The organism is Ensifer adhaerens, assembly GCF_001270265.1.
Taxonomy (GTDB): domain Bacteria; phylum Pseudomonadota; class Alphaproteobacteria; order Rhizobiales; family Rhizobiaceae; genus Ensifer; species Ensifer adhaerens_B.
Genome location: NZ_LGAP01000015.1, coordinates 131,415 through 150,095 on the forward strand (window position 1 = coordinate 131,415; position 18,681 = coordinate 150,095).

At 61.2% G+C, this 18,681-nt stretch carries 22 protein-coding genes; 9 read left to right on the forward strand and 13 right to left on the reverse strand.

Annotated features, from left to right (window positions below; genetic code table 11):
- The first annotated feature begins 179 nt into the window (after positions 1-179).
- The gene (locus tag AC244_RS21005) at positions 180-797 is read left to right on the forward strand and encodes a TetR/AcrR family transcriptional regulator (protein WP_053250759.1); all 618 of its coding nucleotides are present in this window, start codon (positions 180-182) and stop codon (positions 795-797) included.
- A 3-nt stretch (positions 798-800) separates the two neighbouring features.
- On the opposite strand, the gene AC244_RS21010 is transcribed toward AC244_RS21005, so the two are convergent.
- The 5 genes from AC244_RS21010 to gstA form a co-directional block, all read right to left on the reverse strand.
- Complete coding sequence (locus AC244_RS21010) at positions 801-1,328, reverse strand: DUF1697 domain-containing protein (protein ID WP_053250760.1); 528 nt, start codon at positions 1,326-1,328, stop codon at positions 801-803.
- A 16-nt stretch (positions 1,329-1,344) separates the two neighbouring features.
- A complete protein-coding gene (locus tag AC244_RS21015) occupies positions 1,345-3,453 on the reverse strand; it encodes a S9 family peptidase (protein WP_053250761.1) in 2,109 nt (702 codons plus the stop codon).
- Positions 3,454-3,636: 183 nt separating this feature from the next.
- A complete protein-coding gene (locus tag AC244_RS21020) occupies positions 3,637-3,849 on the reverse strand; it encodes a tautomerase family protein (protein WP_053250762.1) in 213 nt (70 codons plus the stop codon).
- A 10-nt stretch (positions 3,850-3,859) separates the two neighbouring features.
- A complete protein-coding gene (locus AC244_RS21025; protein ID WP_053250763.1) occupies positions 3,860-4,255 on the reverse strand; it encodes a nuclear transport factor 2 family protein in 396 nt (131 codons plus the stop codon).
- Entirely contained in the window at positions 4,252-4,866 is a 615-nt protein-coding gene (gene gstA, locus AC244_RS21030; protein ID WP_053250764.1) for a glutathione transferase GstA, read from the reverse strand. Before gstA ends, AC244_RS21025 begins: the two co-directional genes overlap by 4 nt.
- Before the next feature lie 135 nt (positions 4,867-5,001).
- On the opposite strand from gstA, the gene AC244_RS21035 reads away from it, so the two are divergent.
- Positions 5,002-5,403: a winged helix-turn-helix transcriptional regulator gene (locus AC244_RS21035; protein WP_053250765.1), complete on the forward strand. Its 402-nt coding sequence runs from the start codon at positions 5,002-5,004 to the stop codon at positions 5,401-5,403.
- Positions 5,404-5,430: 27 nt separating this feature from the next.
- Here AC244_RS21035 and AC244_RS21040 read toward each other — a convergent pair whose 3' ends face one another.
- Positions 5,431-6,363 carry a LysR family transcriptional regulator gene (locus AC244_RS21040; RefSeq protein WP_152976043.1) on the reverse strand — a complete coding sequence of 311 codons (933 nt, stop codon included), beginning with the start codon at positions 6,361-6,363 and terminating at the stop codon, positions 5,431-5,433.
- Positions 6,364-6,501: 138 nt separating this feature from the next.
- Here AC244_RS21040 and AC244_RS21045 point away from each other — a divergent pair, with 138 nt between their 5' ends.
- The 3 genes from AC244_RS21045 (at position 6,502) to AC244_RS21055 (ending at position 8,252) form a co-directional block, all read left to right on the forward strand.
- On the forward strand, positions 6,502-6,774 hold the full coding sequence (locus AC244_RS21045; protein WP_053250796.1) for a DUF2798 domain-containing protein: 273 nt from the start codon (positions 6,502-6,504) through the stop codon (positions 6,772-6,774).
- Between the two features lie 186 nt (positions 6,775-6,960).
- The gene (locus AC244_RS21050) at positions 6,961-7,338 is read left to right on the forward strand and encodes a hypothetical protein (RefSeq protein ID WP_053250766.1); all 378 of its coding nucleotides are present in this window, start codon (positions 6,961-6,963) and stop codon (positions 7,336-7,338) included.
- A 155-nt stretch (positions 7,339-7,493) separates the two neighbouring features.
- Positions 7,494-8,252 (forward strand): class I SAM-dependent methyltransferase, encoded by a 759-nt coding sequence (locus tag AC244_RS21055; protein WP_053250797.1) that lies wholly within the window; start codon positions 7,494-7,496, stop codon positions 8,250-8,252.
- Positions 8,253-8,306: 54 nt separating this feature from the next.
- Here the strand turns inward: AC244_RS21055 and AC244_RS21060 are convergent, their stop codons facing one another.
- Complete coding sequence (locus AC244_RS21060; protein ID WP_053250767.1) at positions 8,307-10,463, reverse strand: inverse autotransporter beta-barrel domain-containing protein; 2,157 nt, start codon at positions 10,461-10,463, stop codon at positions 8,307-8,309.
- Between the two features lie 281 nt (positions 10,464-10,744).
- On the reverse strand, positions 10,745-11,584 hold the full coding sequence (locus AC244_RS21065) for an SDR family oxidoreductase (RefSeq protein ID WP_053250768.1): 840 nt from the start codon (positions 11,582-11,584) through the stop codon (positions 10,745-10,747).
- Positions 11,585-11,719: 135 nt separating this feature from the next.
- Between AC244_RS21065 and AC244_RS21070 the strand changes: the two genes are divergently transcribed.
- Positions 11,720-12,079, forward strand: a complete 360-nt coding sequence (locus AC244_RS21070) for a winged helix-turn-helix transcriptional regulator (RefSeq protein ID WP_053250769.1) — start codon at positions 11,720-11,722, stop codon at positions 12,077-12,079.
- A 56-nt stretch (positions 12,080-12,135) separates the two neighbouring features.
- Here the strand turns inward: AC244_RS21070 and AC244_RS21075 are convergent, their stop codons facing one another.
- Complete coding sequence (locus tag AC244_RS21075) at positions 12,136-13,023, reverse strand: VOC family protein (protein ID WP_053250770.1); 888 nt, start codon at positions 13,021-13,023, stop codon at positions 12,136-12,138.
- Positions 13,024-13,341: 318 nt separating this feature from the next.
- Between AC244_RS21075 and AC244_RS21080 the strand changes: the two genes are divergently transcribed.
- Both AC244_RS21080 and AC244_RS21085 read left to right on the forward strand, forming a co-directional pair.
- Positions 13,342-13,764 carry a universal stress protein gene (locus AC244_RS21080; protein WP_053250771.1) on the forward strand — a complete coding sequence of 141 codons (423 nt, stop codon included), beginning with the start codon at positions 13,342-13,344 and terminating at the stop codon, positions 13,762-13,764.
- A gap of 65 nt (positions 13,765-13,829) precedes the next feature.
- Complete coding sequence (locus tag AC244_RS21085; protein WP_053250772.1) at positions 13,830-14,174, forward strand: TraR/DksA family transcriptional regulator; 345 nt, start codon at positions 13,830-13,832, stop codon at positions 14,172-14,174.
- Between the two features lie 87 nt (positions 14,175-14,261).
- Here AC244_RS21085 and AC244_RS21090 read toward each other — a convergent pair whose 3' ends face one another.
- On the reverse strand, positions 14,262-14,732 hold the full coding sequence (locus tag AC244_RS21090; RefSeq protein ID WP_053250773.1) for a GNAT family N-acetyltransferase: 471 nt from the start codon (positions 14,730-14,732) through the stop codon (positions 14,262-14,264).
- Positions 14,733-14,971: 239 nt separating this feature from the next.
- Here AC244_RS21090 and trhA point away from each other — a divergent pair, with 239 nt between their 5' ends.
- Positions 14,972-15,634 (forward strand): PAQR family membrane homeostasis protein TrhA, encoded by a 663-nt coding sequence (gene trhA / locus AC244_RS21095; RefSeq protein WP_053250774.1) that lies wholly within the window; start codon positions 14,972-14,974, stop codon positions 15,632-15,634.
- Between the two features lie 27 nt (positions 15,635-15,661).
- Here trhA and AC244_RS21100 read toward each other — a convergent pair whose 3' ends face one another.
- The 3 genes from AC244_RS21100 to AC244_RS21110 all read right to left on the reverse strand — a co-directional run bounded on the left by AC244_RS21100 (position 15,662) and on the right by AC244_RS21110 (position 18,474).
- Positions 15,662-16,186, reverse strand: coding sequence for a hypothetical protein (locus AC244_RS21100; protein WP_053250775.1), 525 nt, complete (start codon positions 16,184-16,186; stop codon positions 15,662-15,664).
- 114 nt (positions 16,187-16,300) lie between these two features.
- Positions 16,301-16,708, reverse strand: coding sequence for a peptide-methionine (R)-S-oxide reductase MsrB (msrB, locus tag AC244_RS21105; RefSeq protein WP_053250776.1), 408 nt, complete (start codon positions 16,706-16,708; stop codon positions 16,301-16,303).
- Positions 16,709-16,857: 149 nt separating this feature from the next.
- Positions 16,858-18,474: an EAL domain-containing protein gene (locus AC244_RS21110; protein WP_053250777.1), complete on the reverse strand. Its 1,617-nt coding sequence runs from the start codon at positions 18,472-18,474 to the stop codon at positions 16,858-16,860.
- Positions 18,475-18,681 lie beyond the last annotated feature (207 nt).

Sequence of the window (18,681 nt, forward strand, 5' to 3'; positions counted from 1 at the left end):
GATGGTTAAATTTCTGCCTTTTTATCATCTTCTAAACTAGACGACTTGCGGTATACTATCGCTAATATACATAAATATCTCAGTAAAATCATATGGTTGCTGGTTGCGTTTTGCCGCGGCATCGCTCGCTGGTCGTTAGGTCATAGACGGAAACTGTACCAACGGTAGGGAAACGGCTAATGCGAAAGGGTGAGGAAACGCGCGCCAAGATCCTAGACGCGGCCGAAATCTCGGTGCTGGCGAAAGGATTCGGCGGAACCTCGATCGATGAATTGATCGCCGAGACCGGCATCACCAAAAGCGGTTTCTTCTACCATTTTCGCGACAAGAACGAGCTGGCGAAGGCGCTGCTCGAACGCTACGTCGAGAACGACGAGCGGATCTATGACGAGATCTTCAGCCGGGCGCGCGAGCTTGCGGACGATCCGCTCCAGGCGTTTCTGCTCGGCCTCAAGCTGTTGTCGGAACTGCTCTCCGATCTTCCCAACGGTCACCCCGGCTGCCTGGTCGCGGTGATCTGCAGCCACGAGCGGTCCTTCGACCGCGACATACAGGAGATCAACCGGCAAGCGGCGCTGATGTGGCGACGGCGTTTCGGCGCAATGTTCCGCGACATCATGCGGGTCTATCGGCCACGCGAGCCTCTGGATGTCGACCAGCTTGCCGACATGGTCTCGACGGTGATCGAGGGCGGCATCATCCTGTCGAAGGCGTTGAAGGAGCCGAAGAACCTGCCCGCCCAGTTGCTGGTCTTCCGTACCTTTGTCCGGCTGCTGTTCCAGCCCGCCGCAACTTGAGCATCAGCCTTTGTCGTCTTCCATCGCCTGCGCCAGTTCGGCGAGCTTGCGCACGGTGTTGAGGTTGCGCGCGGTCCCCGGTTTCAGCGCCGGCAGCTTCAGCTTCGATCGCCCGGAGCCATCAGGATAGTGCACATAGATCTCGTGTCCGGCGACCTGCACCTCCTCGCCGTCGGGCGCAACGAGCCTGTCGAGCGCATCCGCCGGCGCTGCATTCGGCAGGAAGACTACATGCAGCAGATTGGTCTTGGCATCGGGGAAGGGGGCCTTCTCGGCAACGACCTGCAACTGCCTGGCGTTGCGGATCATCACGCCGGGCGCCTTGCCGAGTTTCTCGCCAAGGGCCGCATCGAGCTTTGCCGCCGCTTCCGGCGCCGGCAAGTCGGAGCGGAACAGCACGTTGCCGCTCTGGATATAGGTCTTCACGTCGCTAAAGCCGAGCCCCTCGCAGATCGCCCTGAGGTCGGCCATCGCCAGCATGCCGGCCCCACCGACATTGATGGCGCGAAGAAGAGCGACGTGAATGGCCATGGGGCTCTCCCTATTATTACATCTTGCCCGCGACCTTGATGGCGAAGGCGTATTCGAAGGCGATCTCTTCCAGGCGCTGGAAGCGGCCGGAGGCGCCGCCGTGGCCGGCGTCCATATTGGTCTTCATCAGGATCGGCTCCCTGCCGGTGGTCTTTTCACGCAGGCGGGCGACCCATTTCGCCGGTTCCCAATAGGTCACGCGCGGGTCGGTCAGGCCGCCGAGCGCGAGGATCGCCGGGTAGGGTTTTGCCTCGACATTGTCGTAGGGCGAGTAGCCGGCGATGATGTCGTAGAACTCGCGGCTGTCGATCGGGTTGCCCCATTCCGGCCATTCCGGCGGGGTCAGCGGCAGCGTGTCGTCGAGCATGGTGTTGAGCACGTCGACGAAGGGAACGGCGGCGATGATGCCGGTGAACTTTTCCGGTGCCATGTTGGCGATGGCGCCCATCAGCATGCCGCCGGCCGATCCGCCTTCGGCGACGATGTTCGCGTAGGACGTGAACTTCTCCTGATTCAGATAGTCAGCGGCGGCAATGAAGTCTTTGAAGGTGTTGGTCTTCTTGGCCATCTTACCGTCTTCGTACCAGGAGAAGCCCCGGTCCTTGCCGCCGCGGATATGGGCGATGGCATAGACGAAGCCACGGTCCGCAAGCGACAGGCAGTTGGTGTTGAAACCGGCAGGAATGGTGATGCCATAGGCGCCGTAGCCATAGAGCAGGCACGGTGCCGAGCCGTCGAGTGGCGTGTCCTTGCGGTAAAGCAGCGTCACCGGCACCTTCGTTCCGTCCCAGGACGGCGCGAAGACGCGGCGAGTGACATAGTCGTCGGGATTGTGCCCGGACGGCACTTCCTGGGTCTTCAGCAGCGTGCGCTCACGCGTCGCCATGTCGTAGTCGAAGAGCTGCGACGGCGTCGTCATCGAGGAATAGGAGAAGCGGATGACGTCGGTGTCATACTCGGCAGCGCCGGAGAGCCCGAGGGCATAGGCTTCCTCGGCAAAGGCGATCGCATGTTCCTCGCCGGTCTTGCGGTCGCGGATGACGATTTCCGGCAGGCCTTCGCGGCGCTGCAGCCAGACGAGATGGCGGGCATAGGCCATGTGGCTGAGGATCAGCGTGCCCGGCTTGTGAGGCACGACCTCGCGCCAGTTCTCCTTGCCCGGTGCTTCCACCGGCGCTTCCATGATCTTGAAATCCTTGGCGCCGTCGGCATTGGTGAGGATGTAGAAGACATCGCCGCCTTCGGTCATCTCATATTCGAGGCCGATGACGCGCCCGGCGACGAGCTTCGGTTCGGCCGTCAGATCCTTGGTCGAGAGCAGCCGGTACTCGCTGGTCTCGTGATCGTGGATGTCGATGTAGATGAAGTCGTCGATCAGCGAGCCGCCGACCGACATGAAGAAGCCCGGATCCTTCTCCTCGTAGACCAGCCGGTCGTCTGCCTGGGAGGTGCCGAGCACGTGGTGGAAAATCTTCGACGGGCGGTGGTTGTCGTCGAGTATGGTGTAGAAGAAGCTCTTGCCGTCCGGTGCCCAGGCGCCGCCGCCGCCGGTGTTCTCGATCACGTCGGCAAGATCCTCGCCGGTCGCGAGGTCGCGCACCTTGAGCGTGAAATATTCCGATCCCTTATCGTCGTAACCCCACAGCCCGCGGCTGTGATCGGTCGAGTGGTCGAGGCCGGCAAGGCGGAAATAGGACTTGCCTTCCGCTTCCTTGTCGCCGTCGAGCAGGACCTGCCGGATCATCTCGTCCTTGCTGTCGGCCTCGCGCGGAATGCGGAAATAACGGGGCTGCTCGCCGCCGGTGACGTAGAGGCTGCCATAGGCAAAGGGTCCGTCCTTGACCGGCACCGAGCTGTCGTCTTCCTTGATGCGACCGCGCATCTCGGCAAACAGTGTCTTCTGCAGCGCCTTGGTGTCGTCCATCGCCGCATTCATGTAGGCGTTCTCGGCCTCGAGATGCTTGCGGATTTCAGAGGCGAGGATCGAGGGATCCTTGAACATCGCCTGCCAGTTGTCGGCCCGCAGCCAGGCGTAGTCGTCGGTGCGGGTGATGCCGTGGCGCGTGTCGATCACCGGCTTTTTCGCGGCGACGGGAGCTTCGGGCAGGTTCTTGAAAACGGACAAGGCATGTCTCCGGGATTTATGCGGCGGGAGACAATGAGATAGAGAGCCGGGCTGCGACGATCAAGCGGAAAGGTCTTCGCCGTCCGGTGGTTCCTTCTCCCCAACGGTGGGGAGAAGGCAGAGTAGGGCGACCGGGCAAATGTTCGATCGTACGCCGGGCAAGCGAGGGCCGTCGGGTTGCGGCTAGCTCTTCGCTTTCAGGTGCTTTCGGTATTCTTCCACCGGCAGACCGCCGACACCCCAGTCTTCGAACGCCACCTCGTCGATGACGACGAAGGTGGTGGCCGGGTTCTTGTCGAGCACGGTGACCAGCAGGTCGGTGACGCCCTTGATGAGGGCCGCCTTCTGTTCGCTGGTTGCGCCTTCACGGGTGATCTTGATGTTTACATAGGGCATTGCTGGCTCCTTAGCCTTGTTGTTGTATGTCGTAGTGGAAGACCTTGGCGATGATCTGCCAGCGTCCGTCGACGAAGATCAGCGATAGGAAGTCGGTGAACGCCTTCTCGCCGATTGCGCACTGTACCTTGGCAAGGGCCGTCACCGGGCCGGCAAATTCGATCGAGACGATCCTGTCGGCACGCGCCTCGCCACGGCTTGCCGGCGAGGGTCGCTTGTCGACGATCGGGAAATAGCGCTCCATGTCGAGTTCGAGCAGCTCTCCCTCGGTCGCCGTGGCGTAGTGCGCTTTTGGGTGAAAGACCTCGCGCAGGATCGCCGTGTCGCTCAAGTAGAGCCCGTCGAAGTAACGCCCGAGCACACCGATGACGGCGGCAAAGCGCGGATCGTTGTGGGTGCCGCTCATGCCGCGATCAACCCTTCCGCCTTCATCGCTGCCTGCACCGCCGGGCGCTGGCCGACGCGCTGCATATAGGCCGTCAAGTGGGGCCATGGACCAAGCGAAATTCCCGTGACGCTCGTCCAGTTGACGACGGTGAAGAGATAGGCGTCGGCAACGGAGAAGCTCTCTCCGAGCACATGGGCGCGGCCATCGGAAAGTAGTGCCTCGACGTTGCCGAGCCGTTTGCCGACCTGCGCGGCCGCCGCTTGCCTGGCCTCTGGCGTTGCCGTCTTGCTGAACAGCGGCGAGAACGCCTTGTGCAGTTCGGTGGCGATGAAGTTCAGCTGCTCCTGCAGGCGGGTGCGCTCCAGCGTGCCGTTCACAGGCGCAAGCCCAGCTTTCGGAAAGCGATCGGCAATATACTGCACGACGGCCGCACCTTCGGTGACGACATCGCCGGTTTCCAGCACCAGCGCCGGCACATAGCCCTTGGGGTTGATCGTCTTGAAATCGGCGCCGCTTTCGGTGAGGTGCGTTGCGGTGTCGACCTTGACGATCTCGAACTCGACGCCGGCTTCGCGCAGGCTGATATGGGGCGAGAGCGAGCAGGCGCCGGGGGCGTAATAAAGCTTCATGGCCAAATTCCTTTTGTAATGGTGGTCTCTGTCGAAGACGGCGGAACCTAAACCGAAGCGATAACTTTTGTATATGAGATAACTTTATGTTACCGACGTTTCCGGTTTCCCCGCGGTAACTGGAGAATTTTGCCCATGAGCTTGAAAATTCGAAAGAATAGGGCTGCTGCATTGCCGCCGACCTGCCCGGTCGGGGAGTGCATGGTGATGCTCGGCGGCGCCTGGGCGCCCAACATCATCTGGTATCTGAGCGGCGGCCCGCGCCGCTTCAGCGAACTCAAGATCGATATCCCCGGTATTTCCGCGAAAGTGCTGAGCACGCGGCTGAAGGAGATGGAGGAAAAGGGCGCGATCGAACGCCGGATCGTGCCGACATCACCGCCTTCGGTCGAATACAGGCTGAGCGATCTCGGCCAGGAGTTCGTCCCGGCGATCCATGCGATCGTCGAGGTCGGCTACAAGCTGAAGCTCCGCCGCGAAGCCAAGCTGGCAGAGGAAGCCGCCGCGCAGAATACCGCGCACGGAGTGCTTGCCTGAAGACGGGCGATGGGGCGATCGTGACAGCTACCACCGGCCCTTGAGCGACTGCACCGCGTGGTCGATGAAAGCGCGAACCTTTGGGGTTTCCGCCTGGCGATCGACGAAGCAGGCGTAGAAGTCGAAGGGCTCGTGGTCGGTGTTGGCGATGCCTTCGCGCGGCGCGCCGCCAAACAGCGGCACAAGCAAGCCCCGCGCGATCAAATCGGTTGCGATGAAGGCACCGAGCCGCGTGATGCCCGCGCCAGCAATCGCCATCTCGGCGAGCGTGTCGATGTCGTTGCTGACGATCGTCGCTTTCAGTTCCGGTTCGAAGCGCAGGCCGTCGCGTACGAACCCCCAGCGAAAGATCCGCCCGTGGCCGGCATAGCGGTAGACGAGGCAATCATGATGCATCAGGTCTTCCGGCTGCTCGGGCCGGCCGCGCCGTTCGATATAGGCTGGCGCTGCGCAGATGATCATAGGCACCGAGGCAAGCTTGCGGGCGATCAGCCCCGGCTCCAGCTGCAGGCCGAAGCGCACGCTGATATCGATGCCTTCGCCGATGTGATCGATCTCGCGATCGGTGACGACGAGTTCGATCGAGACCTCCGGATGCCGCTCGGCAAAGGACGGCACCAGCGGCGCCACCACATGCCGTCCGAAGGCGACGGAGGATGCAATCTTCAGTGATCCCCGTGGCTTCTGGTTGAGCGATGCGACAGCTACGGCCGCGAGCTCCAGATCCTGGACGACGCCGCGCACCCGGTCGAAATAGACCCGGCCGCTTTCTGTCAGGCCCAATTGCCGTGTCGTTCGGCTGAGCAATCTCGTGCCGAGGACCCGCTCCAGCCGGGCGATATTCTGGCTTGCAGAGGCCGGCGTGATACCGAGTTTGCGCGCCGCCGCGGCGATACTGCCTTCTTCGACGCTCCTGACGAAACTCTCGATGCCGCGCAATGTATCCATAATGACATCCATCGAATGCTTCTTCTCATTCGATGGTTTTGCCTAATTCTGAACAAGGCTGCAATGGCCTACCTGCGCGCGACGTCATCCGTATAGTGCCGGCCATGCCGCAGGGATGGTTCCTGCGGGCAAGCTATGGAGATCTTCATCATGGAAGATACGATACCTCCGCCGCGGATCGCGCGCAGCCGCAAGCTGCCGCCGCGTGCGGTGCCGATTGCCTTTGCCTTCTTCATGTCGGCGATCATGGCGTTCCTGATGTGCTGCGTCATCGTTGGCGCCAACACCGGCATCGATGCCGGCTACCCCGCCCGTGTGCTCAGTGTCTACGCGCTGGCGATGCCGGTCGCATTCCTTTGTGTGCTGACAGTCCGCCCCTTCGTGCTGAGACTCGTCGGTGCCGTCTGCCGCATGCCCGGCTGAGCCTGCGGGGTCCGTCCCGGATTTCCGGGACGGCCGTCAAGTCAGAACTGCCGGCGGCTTGCCGCAGCAACAAGGGGCTGGCGTGATCGGACGCAAACGGCTGACGGTCGGGTGAACCGCCTGTTCAGCCACAATTCAGCCTTGTGGCATCATGCTCCACCCATGATTTCTTGGGAGGGGTTCGTGATGATCGGCTTTCGAAGCATTCTGATTTCGTTGGCGGTGGTTGCCGTCGGGCTTTCCCTAAGGGCGCCGGCGTCGTCTGCCAGCACTTTCGTTGCCTGGGAGGTTTCCGACGTCGCCTGGAACGATGTGCTCAATGCGCGCGCCTGGCCGTCTTCTTCGTCGGCCGTTCGGGCAGGCTATCCCAACGGCACCAAGCTGCAGATGACCGGCCGTTGCATGAATGGCGTCGACCTCCAGCGGATCGCCCGCTGGTCGGTGCAGGCGCAGCGCAATGCCGTGCGCGCCACATGGTGCCAGATCTGGCACGATCCGCAGCAGAACGGCCGGTGGCAGGAAGGCTGGGTCTACGGCAAGTTCATCCGGCCAGCACGCTTCTAGCCGGCCTCTCACAGCTGACTGTGCCGATGTTGCGATGAACGAAGCTTGCCGCATGACAAAAGCGATCGGCGTGGCAATTGAATGACACCTCGTCGGAGCATGCTGCTGTATAGGATAGGCGTTTCGCTTTAATCCTCAGTATGGACGAATGCACGATGAACAACATTTATGGCAAGCTTGCCTCTCATGTTTATAATTTAGACAAGTATATTGGAAAGTCCTTTGGCGACGTCGAATATTATCGCGAGCGTTTGAAGGGATGTCTCGGCTCGATACTGGAGCCGGCCGTTGGCAACGGTCGAGCGCTGGTCCCGCTGCTTGAAGCCGGCCTTGACGTCAAAGGCTTCGACGCCTCGCAAGACATGCTCGGCTATTGCCTGGCGCATTGTGCGGAACGTTCGCTGACACCGGCGCTATCGCAGCAGACCTTCGAGGCCTTTGCCTATGAGGAGCGCTTCGAAGCGATCGTCATTCCTACCGGTTCTCTGCAATTGATTGCCAAACATGCCATGGCGGCTGAAATCCTCAGCCGCTTCCTCGATCATCTGCGGCCGGGCGGCCGTCTGATCTTCGACCTGTACCCGCATGATCTTTTCGCCGACAGCCTCCCGAATATTCGCAGCTGGCAGACGGAGACGGGCGACCTGTTGACGTTGACCAGTCAGCGGGTCAAGGCAGACCTCATAGCCCAGACGACGGTCTCGCATCTGCGCTACGAACTCTGGTCTGAGGGGAGGCTGGTGTCGAGCGAACTCGAATTCTTCACGATGCGCTGGTGGGGTGTCGAGGAAATGACGCTGACTTTGCGTGCTGCCGGATATGTCGACATCGTCGTTTCCGGCAATTACGACTTCGGCCGTGCGCCGAGGCACGGTGACGAGGTTGTCACCTTCGAATGCCACCGGCCGCAGTAACGGGCGGCTTGCATGAGAAGGCCACGCCCGTTGTGGAGGGCGTGGCTGCAACCGTTATCGGCAACGAGCGGCGAAATTCGATTGGTCGAGCTGCTTGCCGTTGACGGTAAGCACCGAGCCTGGTGACTGTGTCAGTGAGCCAGCAGTCCATCCGGCGTCGGCGATGCAATCCTTCGGCGTGTTGGTTGTCGTCACATCGCCTTTCACATCGATCGACGGCCCCATGAAATAGAGCCCGGCCTTGGCCGCCTTGTCGACCGTCATTCCGTTGAACTCGATATCGCTAACCGGCCCGCCCAGGAATTCGTAGTCGCTGCCGTAGATGAACGCGCCGTAGCTGCCAGCATTGGTGATGTTTACGCCGTTGAAGGTAATATCGGAAACGGGATTGAGGAAGATGCCTGCATTCCGCGTGCCATCGATATTCAGGCCGTTGACGACAATATCCGTGGTCGTGGTCGGCAACGTGGGCGCCGAAACCATCATCAGGCCGTTGATGCCACCCTTCAGCGTCATGTTGTTGATCTCGACATCTGATGTGCCCTGGAACACGACAAGATCCATGTCGCGGTCCTGCTTCGAGTTGTCGATCGTGAAGTTTTCGATCAGCACATTGTTGGCAGCAACCATCAGCAGTCCCTCGCGCCTCGAATTGCTGACCTTCACGTTGTCGAGATAGATTCTGCTCGCCTCGTTGGCGATGACTGGTGGCCAATCGCTCTCGTCGATCTCGCTGCCCGTGAATATTCCGTAGGTTACCTTGTCAATATCGGTGTTGCGGATCGTCAGGTTGCTTGTTCCAAGCGCACTGATAGCGGCGTAGGGCGCTTCATTGGGCTTGTACACCGTGAACTCGCATTGCGTGTTGTTCTCGCAAATGTAGAGGTCGTGAATGCGGCTGTTCTCAATCTCCGCACCGACCACGCGCGTTAGGCGGATGCCGTCGTGGCTGGTCTTTGCGATATCAACATTGTCGATCCAGAGGCCCTCAGTCTCGGTGCTGCCGATCCCTGCACGACCGCCACGAATGGCAACGGAAGAGACTGTGCTGAAGGACGCCATTGTGACAACGTCCTGAGCCGGGTCGAAACCGGTCAACGTCGTCGCTGCACCCCTGTTGACGAAGTTGGCGGTCGCGCCACTGTTTGCGCCACGCACCGCAAGCGCGCCTCCACCCCCCAGCAGCGTCTGCCCGAGGCCAAGGTTTAGCGACTGCTCGAGGCCGAGATTGCCGTCCACAAGAATGAGCGCGCCCACACCCGCATCTGCCAGCATTTGGTTGATGCTCGCAGTGTTGCCGTTTGCGGCCGATAGGTTGATGACTTTGCCAGGCGTGAAGCCGTCGTAAACGAACTGCGCCGCTTCGACATCGCCGGTAGCACCTGCATGCGTGCGGATCTTGGCAGAGCGCTCGATACGCTGGACCATCGGGTCGAAGGCATCGCTTGCCTTGGCCGTCGCGCCGAACGGGATGCGCAGGCGCGCCATGACGGCACCCTTGAGCTTGTCTTCATTGTCGTAGGTGCCGCTGACGCCGAGCGAGACGGTCGAACCCTCGGAAAGTCCCGGCAGATCCGCGAAGGTCAGTTCCGTCCGCAGCTTGGCGCCGAACATGTCGCCGAGGTTCCTGCCGCCATACCAGTAACTGCCGCCGAAGACTTTCAGCTGGACGTCGGATCCTTCGTCGAAGACCGGAAGACGTCCGCCGATTTCAGCGTCGAGGCCGCGTCGACCGCGCTCCTTGCCTTCCTGGAAAACGAGCACATGGTCGCGAACATAGGCGGCATTGAACGCGCTCAGCGTCTTGGCGCCGGAGAGCGGCAGATAGAGATTGCTGCGCATTTCGAGATCGCCGCTGAGCGCCTCGAGGCCGAAGGACACTTGGCTGAACGCGTTGCCGTATTCGCTCTTCAGGTAGTCGTAATAGCCATAGGCGCCGATGATCCACTGGTCGTTGGCGCGGAAGCGGTAACCGGCGCCGATCGAGCCCTGGCGGACCTCATCGTTTTCTATCGTTCCGCGTGTATCGATGAAAATGGCATTGCCGGAGTCGAGCACGAAAGGCAGGAAAAAGCCACCACTGGCAGCCGAGCCGCCGCTGAAGAAACCGCCTTCGATTTCGGCTTGCGGCCTGAAGTCCACCGCCAGGGCCGGGGGCGAAAATGTGGTGCCGCTTGCGAGAGCAAGCGTTAAAATAGTCTTATATTTCATGTTATTAACTCCGCATGCACTGGGCGTTGGACGCCCTTGGCGATGCGGTTAAATTATAAGACTATTTTTCTCAAGTTTATTGATCGACTATCCCAAATCTTTCCAGCGGCGTGATGCCGCAGGGCGCATCAGTGCTACTGAGTTCACAATCCTGGCGGTAGTCGGAGAACGCATCTCCGCTGGCACAGCCATTCATCTGGCAGGGGTGCGGCCGCGAATTTGAAAAGCCCCGCCCGTCGGTCGAACAGGCGGGGGCTTGAGTTCAGGCCCGATACGTGCGGTCAGGAGGCAAGCGTTGCGGCATTGTCCCGGGCGTAGGTTTCGAGGCTGCGTGGGTCGTGGCCGGTCAGCGTCTTGACGTCGCCGGTCGGTGCCGCCGTCCAGCCTTCACGCACCGGATGGAAGATCGAGGCAAGGAAGCGCGCATAGTTTTCGGGCACACCGGCACCGGTCAGGATTCCGACAAAGGTCTCGTCATCGACGGGCGTATAGGCGATGGGCTTGCCGATGACGCGCGACAGGATCGCCGCCGCGTCGCCGTAGCTGAGTGCCTCAGGCCCGGTCAGGTTGAAGGCGCGGCCGTTGAAAGCATCACTGGTCAGAGCAGCGGCGGCGCTTTCGGCGATGTCGCGTGCATCGATGAAACTTGTCTTGCCGCCCGCCGCCGGTACCGCGATTGCGCCGTGGCGGATGCCCTCGATCCAGTAGGTCTGAAAATTGTCGGAGAACCAGTTCGGCCTGAGGATGACGAACGGTACGCCGGTCTTTTCGACCAGCAGTTCGACCTGGCGATAGGGAATGCTGTCGTCGGCATCGACACCGATGACGGTCATCAGCACGATCTTGATGCCGCGCGCCGCCGCAGCCGTGATGATCGGCATCAGCAGCCCGACCGGATCGAGGTGTCCACCCGGCGTCAGCACGAACATCCGATCGACGCCGTCGAGCGCGTAGCCATAGGTCGCGCTGTCCAGATAGTCGAAGGCGACGGCTTCGGCGCCCTCGATCGGCGTTGCCTTGCGCGTCGCGGCCCTGACGCTTTCTCCCTTCGCGACCAATGCGCCGATGACCTTGCGACCGACGGTACCGTTTGCTGCGAGTACCAGAATCTTGCCTGCCATATCCGTCTCCTTGGTATCAGTATGAAACCATGTTAATAATGGAAACTAGATATAAGTGCCGGGAAATGCTGTAAAGGAGGCACTTTCCGGTGACATGGTTTCCTCCTGGAAACCGCCAGTTGGAGCATGCGCCCGATGGAATACGACGTCTATATGCAAGCCTGCCCGACGCGGATGGTGCTGGATCGCCTGGCCGACAAATGGGCGGTGCTGGTGCTCGGCCGGCTCGACGACAAACCCGTGCGGTTCAATCAGTTGAAACGCGAGATCGATGGCATCTCGCAAAAAGTGCTGTCGCAGGTGCTGAAGAAGCTGGAGCGTGATGGGCTGGTCAGCCGCAAGGTTTTTGCCACGGTTCCGGTGACGGTCGAATATGCGATCACACCGCTCGGGCGAACGCTGAGCGCCACCGTCGACGCTTTGCGCCGCTGGGCCGAAGACAATATCGAGACGGTACTGGCCGCCCAGCAGAAATACGACCGCGCCGCGGAGTGAGCGCGACGCGGCGTTTGGCCCGCGGATGATACAGGAGGGGCGTGAGCGGCGGGGCGTCAGGCTGCAAGCCTGAGGCCGATCCCCCAGGGGTCGACGAGGCTGTATGTCGTGCCGTTTCGGTTGACCAGGATGCCCATCCCGTCGAGCTTGCCAACCGCTTTCGCAAGCTCTGCCGGATCCTTGAACTGGATCGTGTAATCGGAGAGGCCGGTCATATTGGCCTGACGTTTGGGGGCGCCGCGCGAGTTCCAGATGTTGGCGGCGACATGGTGGTGATACTTGCCCGAGCCGAAGAAGCTCGCGCCCGGATACCGCGCCATCAAGCCGAGCCCCAATATGTCCCGGAAGAACGCGTCTGCCTCGGGGATATCGGACACTTGCAGATGGATGTGGCCGATGGCCGTACCGTCGGCGAGGCCATTCCAGTCGTCCTTCGGCGCCTCGTCATAAAGCGCCTGCAGGTTGAGCGGCAGCGTATCCATGCCGACCGTGCCGTCCGGCTTGAAGTTCCATTCGGTCCGCGGCCGGTCACGATAGACCTCGATGCCGTTGCCTTCCGGGTCAGCGAGATAGATCGCTTCGCTGACGAGATGGTCGGATGCGCCTTGCAGGCGGACATCGTTGTGGGCGGCATGAGCGAGCCAACGTCCGAGTTCCCCGCGGTTTGGAACGAGGAAGGCCGTATGGAAAAGACCGGGTGCGTTTCGTGGCGCCCTGGCCGCGTTGCCGGCCGTGGTCAGCGTCAACAGCGGCCGGCCGCCGACACCCAGCGTCACGCCGCTGGTGCTCGTATCAAGCGGCTTCAGTCCCATGATGCGCTGATACCATTGCGACACCGTCGGTAGATCCTCCACCACCAGATGCGAATGATCGACATGGGCCGGCATGGCCAATGCGTGATCGGCAGCAATGTCGATAAGCGGCGTGCTCTGGGTGGACGTCATCTGTTGCCTCCTTGGGCGCCGAAACCACTGGCCTTGTCGGCCTCAGTTTCGTTGAAACTGTCCCCCGAATATGGGCCGAAGTCGGCGTTCACGAAAGACCGCCAGTCGCTTGATGTTGTGTTCGATGAGCGTTGACAGTGGCCGTTGACAGTGGCCGTTGTCGCCCTAGCTCAATTGTATAGGGCAATGCGGTCGCGGCGCTTTCGATTTGATTTCAATCAATGCCGGAAGTGCTGTCTGGGCTCAGTCTCGAAGGCGAGGGATTTGCCCCTGCGTTTCGGCGCCGGCGATCCGGGTAGGCAACTAAAGGAGTGCAGTATGTACAAGAAGATCATCGTCCCTATTGCCATGGATCAACTGGAGCATGGCGAGTCCGTGCTCGGCATCGCCGAAAAGCTGATCGATGAAGGGGGCGAGATAGTCCTGCTCAATGTCGTCGAGGATCTGAACGCCTATGCCCAAGGTTATATGATCGTCGATTTCCCGCTGGAAATGGTCGAGGAATCGCGCAGGCACGCATTGAAGACGCTGGAAGCGATGAAGGCCAAGCACGGGATCAAGGGACGCATAGAGATCCGTACCGGCGGCGCCGCCGGCACGATTAATGCGCTCGCTAGGGAAGAAAACGCCGACCTGGTCATCATTGCCTCGCATCGGCCGGGCTTGATCGACTATTTCATCGGGTCGACCGCCAGCCGGGTCGTCAGCCATTGCCCCTGCGCCGTTCTCGTCGACCGGTGAGCCGCCAACAATCAAGAACAGGAGCGTGGCGCGCCTGAAGCGCCACGACTTCAAGGAGTCTTCCTATGGACAAGCTTGCGCTTGACGACTTTCGTGAACGGTTGAGCAGTCGCAAACACGAACTCCACGGCCGGCTGGTGAAGATCGAGCATGACCTCGATCAGCCGATGAATGCCGATGTGCCGGATCGGGTAACCGAACGGGAGGACGACGAGGTGCTGGAGGGCCTTGGCCTTGCCGGCCAGGAGGAAATTCGCGCAATCGACGCGGCGCTCGATCGCATTGCGGCCGGCACTTTCGGAACCTGCGTGCGCTGCGGCCTGCCGATTTCCACGGAACGGCTCGATGCCGTTCCCCATGCGCCGCTCTGTCAGGAGTGTGCAGCCGAGGTCGCAGCCGGCGCGAAGTGACGATGTGTAACCGCCGCGAGGGGACATCAGGCGTCCCCGAGGCACGGATTGCTTGCGATGCGTGTCCTCGTTGCGGCTTTCAGCCAGCTAAGCCGATCTGACGCTCGCCAGGTCGAGCTTCAATTTTGGCAGGAAGCGCCCCGGTATCACGGTCGAGGCGGTCACACCGTCATCGATTGCGCCCAGGCGGCGATAGAAATCGGCAGCGCCCGGGTCGGCATCGATCGTCAAGACCTTGGCTCCCTTGCGCAGCGCCGTATCCACGCTCCAGTCGAAGAGTCTCCGGCCGATGCCGCCACCCAACGCGGCCGGATCGACGAACAGCTTGTCGAGTTCGGCGACCTCTCCGTGGTACATGACCTGCACCATACCGACGATGTTGTCATCCTGAACTGCAACCTGGATATCCGACTGCTTCCAGTCATCCTCCGTCACCGTCAGGGCGGGGCGGCAAGCGACCGAGAAAGCCTCGCCATAACCCCAGACGGCCTTTGACCGCAGGCAAAGCGCCGTCAGGATTTCGGCCTGTTGCGGCTCCGGCGTGCGCAGCCTTGTCATCGATATCCTCCCCGTGGGCGTCTTGCTTACCCACCTCCGCCACAATGTGGTTGCGGCCGTGCTGCAGACAAGGATGCCAGTCTTCGCAAACACGTCATGTCTCTGTTGTAATGCGTTGCAAAAGTTGATGCTTTCGCCATCGTCGAGCTCTTTGCCGCGGCGTTTGGCTGTGGCAGGATAAGGCATGCAAGTAAGACGACCGCGGCCTGGGGGCGAAAGAAGGTCGGAAGAGGGGTAGAGTGGAATTCGCCGGCGTCAAGAGGAACTACGATCGATCGGAACTGATCGCCGATGGCATAGTGCATGGTGTCGGCCTTGCGGCTGCGCTCGTCGGCGTGACTGCTCTGATCTTCTACGCGATGCTCTGGAGCACGACCGGCCAGCTTGCTGCCGCCGCGATCTATGGCGCCGGACTGCTGGCGACCCTGTCGATTTCGTTCCTCTATAATCTCTACCCGGTTTCGCGGACAAAATGGTTTCTGCGCCGCTTCGACCACTCTTCCATTTTCGTGCTGATCGCCGCCACCTACACGCCCTTCCTCCAGCGCGGCTGGGAGGATCCGTTCCTGTTTGCGATGCTGATCGGCATCTGGGCGATTGCCGCCCTCGGTGTGGTGATCAAGTGTTTTTTTCCCGGTCGTTTCGACCGGCTGGCGATCCTGCTCTACCTCGCCATGGGCTGGAGCGGCGTGCTTGCGGTGGGGCCGCTATTGTCGGCGTTGTCGGCGACAACGCTGGTGCTGATCCTCATCGGCGGCATCTTCTATTCGGCCGGCGTGATCTTCCATGTCTGGGAGAGGCTGCGCTTCCAGAATGCCATCTGGCATGCCTTCGTCGTCACCGGCGCCGCCGTGCATTATTCGGCCGTGCTCACCTGTCTGAGCGGCCAGGCGATTTCCTGATCTTAATTGTTCTGGAAGGCCGAGTGCTCAGTTCGGCGCGGCGACGGGCGCTGCCGCCACCGGCGTCTGCTGGCAGCCTTCCGAAGGCCTGAGAGCCTCCGCCATCCGCGAGATGACACCATCGAAACTGGTCAGTCGGCTCTTGCGATACTGCAGCCGGAAATAGGCGGCACTGCCGTCGCAAAGTGCGATCGCCCGCGTGTAAAACACCTCTTGGCCGCGCACGCCGGAGAAACTTGCCCAGGCAGCCGTCACGCGCGAATAGGAGATCCGCCATTGGTCTTCCCGTTCGGTCGCCATGCGGTCGTTGACATCGATCTCGAAATCGCCGTCGACGAGCTCGCTGCCGAAAACGGTGAGCGTGGCGCCGTTGTCATTGGCATGGAAGCTGACGCCATCGCCATTGTCGGCTCCACTCTGCAGTTCGAAACCGGGCGGAATGTCGAGGATGTAGCCGAAGCGGGGGTTGGTGTAGGCGTGCCAGTCAGTGTCCGCCGCCGCCGGAAACGCAGCCGAAAGCAGAAGAACGAATGCAGTCAGAATGCGACGCATGCGGACCTCCTCCCGGCTTGCTTCGACGGTTTCATTATCAATAGCACATCCGTGCACAGATCGCTGTTTCTATTGGAACAGCGCCAAGACTGCCATTGCTTCCGTCTGTTTGTGTCAATCCTCGGTAAACGTCATCGCGTGGCCATTGAGGCAGTAGCGCAGGCCAGTCGGCGGCGGGCCGTCGGGAAAGACGTGTCCGAGATGGGCATCGCAGTCGGCGCAGCGGATTTCGGTACGCACCATGAAGTGCGAACGGTCCTCGATCTCGCGGATCGCCTCGGCGTCGATCGCCGCGAAATAGCTCGGCCAGCCGCAGCCTGAATCGAACTTGGTATCGGAGCGAAACAGCGCCCGGCCGCAGCAGACGCATTCGTAGGTGCCTGCCTTCTTGTTGGCGAGGAACGGGCCGGTGAAGGGGCGCTCGGTGCCGTGCTCGCGGGTGATGCGGTATTGTTCGGGCGACAACTGCGCGCGCCACTCCGCATCGGTCTTGATCACTTTCGGCACCCTTGCGTCTCTCATCGAAGATCTCCCTGTGATTTTCGACGACTATATAGGATCGCCGGCGACGTGCCGCAAATCATGCTCGCGCGCCGGCAGGCTGCTGTGTGCCGGGGTTGTGTCCGGCAGTGGAGCTGCAGCTCGATCAGACGTGATGCGGGGTGCGGTTTTCAAACGCCGCCGACGGCCGGCGATACGTCGGGAATGTCTCTACGGATTACGGTCGGGCCGGCACCGTGAACGCGTTTGCTGTCGTTGTAGAATGCGATGAACTCAGGCGCGGGCAAGGCTTTGGAATAGAGCCAGCCCTGGCCGTAATGCACGCCGCGCTCCAGCAGATAGTCCGCCTGCTCCTGGCGTTCGATGCCTTCGGCGACGATGTAGAGGTTCAGCGATTTGGCGATGTCGATGATATGCGGGGTGACGGCGCTCGTCGCCGAGACAAGAGCCACCGTATCGATAAACGACTTGTCGATCTTCAACGCGTCGAGTGGCAGGTCCTGGAGATACTGCAGGCTGGAATAGCCGGTGCCGAAATCGTCGATCGCGACGGAATGGCCGAGCCGGCGGGCTTCCTCGATTGTTGCCCGGGCGGATTTCACGTCCATGAAGCCGCGTTCGGTGGCCTCGAGCCAGATCTGCTCGGTCGCGACACCGGAATTCGTAAGCGCTGCCTGGATGACAGGCAGGATGCGCCCGGATTTGATGTCGTCGGCCGAGAGGTTGATGGCGATGTGCAGTGAACGGTCGGCGACAAGGACGAGGCCAAGATCTCTAATGACCCCGTCGATTACCTGGTCGGTAATGGCCTGGATGAGGCCGCTTTCTTCTGCAAGCGGGATGAAGCTATCGGGCCTGACCAGCGAGCCGTCAGGCCTACGCCAGCGGACCAGCGCTTCCGCGCCGACGCAGATGCCGGTCTTCATCTCGACCAGCGGCTGGTAATGCACGATGAATTCGCGGCGTTGCACGGCGATCGAAAGTTCGCCAAGCGGCGACAGGCGTCGCCGCGACAGCCAGAAGACGAGGCCGACCATCAATGCGGCGACAATCGCGCCGAGCGGCAGGAGCAGCAGTCGTTCGCGGCCGAGATCGTCCAGCAGCGACACCCGTGACGATGTCGCAATGGCAATCCAGCCGGATCCGGTCGAGGCGGCAAACAGATTGTCCGCATCGCTGCCGGTCTGCGGATGCTCGATCAGCCGCTTGATCAGCGACGCATCCGGGTCGTTCAACGCGCCAACGAGGATGCCGGTGTCGCTGGCGATCGCAAGGCGCGTATCCGGGGATGCGAGCACGTCGACGAGCCGAGCCGGATCGGTCAGCGCGCTGTAGGATCGGTATCGGAAACTAAGCATCGCCCGACCGTTGCTGATCGTCGGGTGAACCCGCGCCGTCACGCCGATGCCGCTGGTCGTGGTGAAGTCGACTTTCTGGCGGGCGACCGTCGTTTCCGGCTTGCCCCAGGAGGTGCACTTCAACTGATCGTTCTCGAAATAACCGACGTCCTCGATGGAGCGCGTGGTGACGACAAGCGTGCGCATCGCCGCGATATGCTCCTGCGAGCAGGGCGTGAACTTGAACCCGTCCGCAGCCTTGAGCGCCGACGTTGCTTCGCCGAACGCCGTATCGGCGCGCATGATCGCATATTCGGCAAGGCGAGTGAGGCGGCTCTCTTCCCTGCTGGTGGCGACCGACCAGGAGAGATAGAACGCGGCAACGATCGGAAGGATGGCGCCGAGCGCCGCCAGTACGCTGGTCACCGCCACAATGTGAGACCGTTCCAAGCCGGACCTCGCGGGTTCAAGAGAAACGCTGTGCAGTTCCTTGCATCAGCCAAACAGCGGTAGCGAACGATCTAGGTCCTGACCCTCTTATGACCGTGGTCAAGGGTGATACGCGGACTTATGCGCCCCATGTCTTTGACACCGATTTTGTTACCGTTGATGGGGCAGCGCGGGGACGGGATGGGCCTTCAGACGACGGTTGATCCA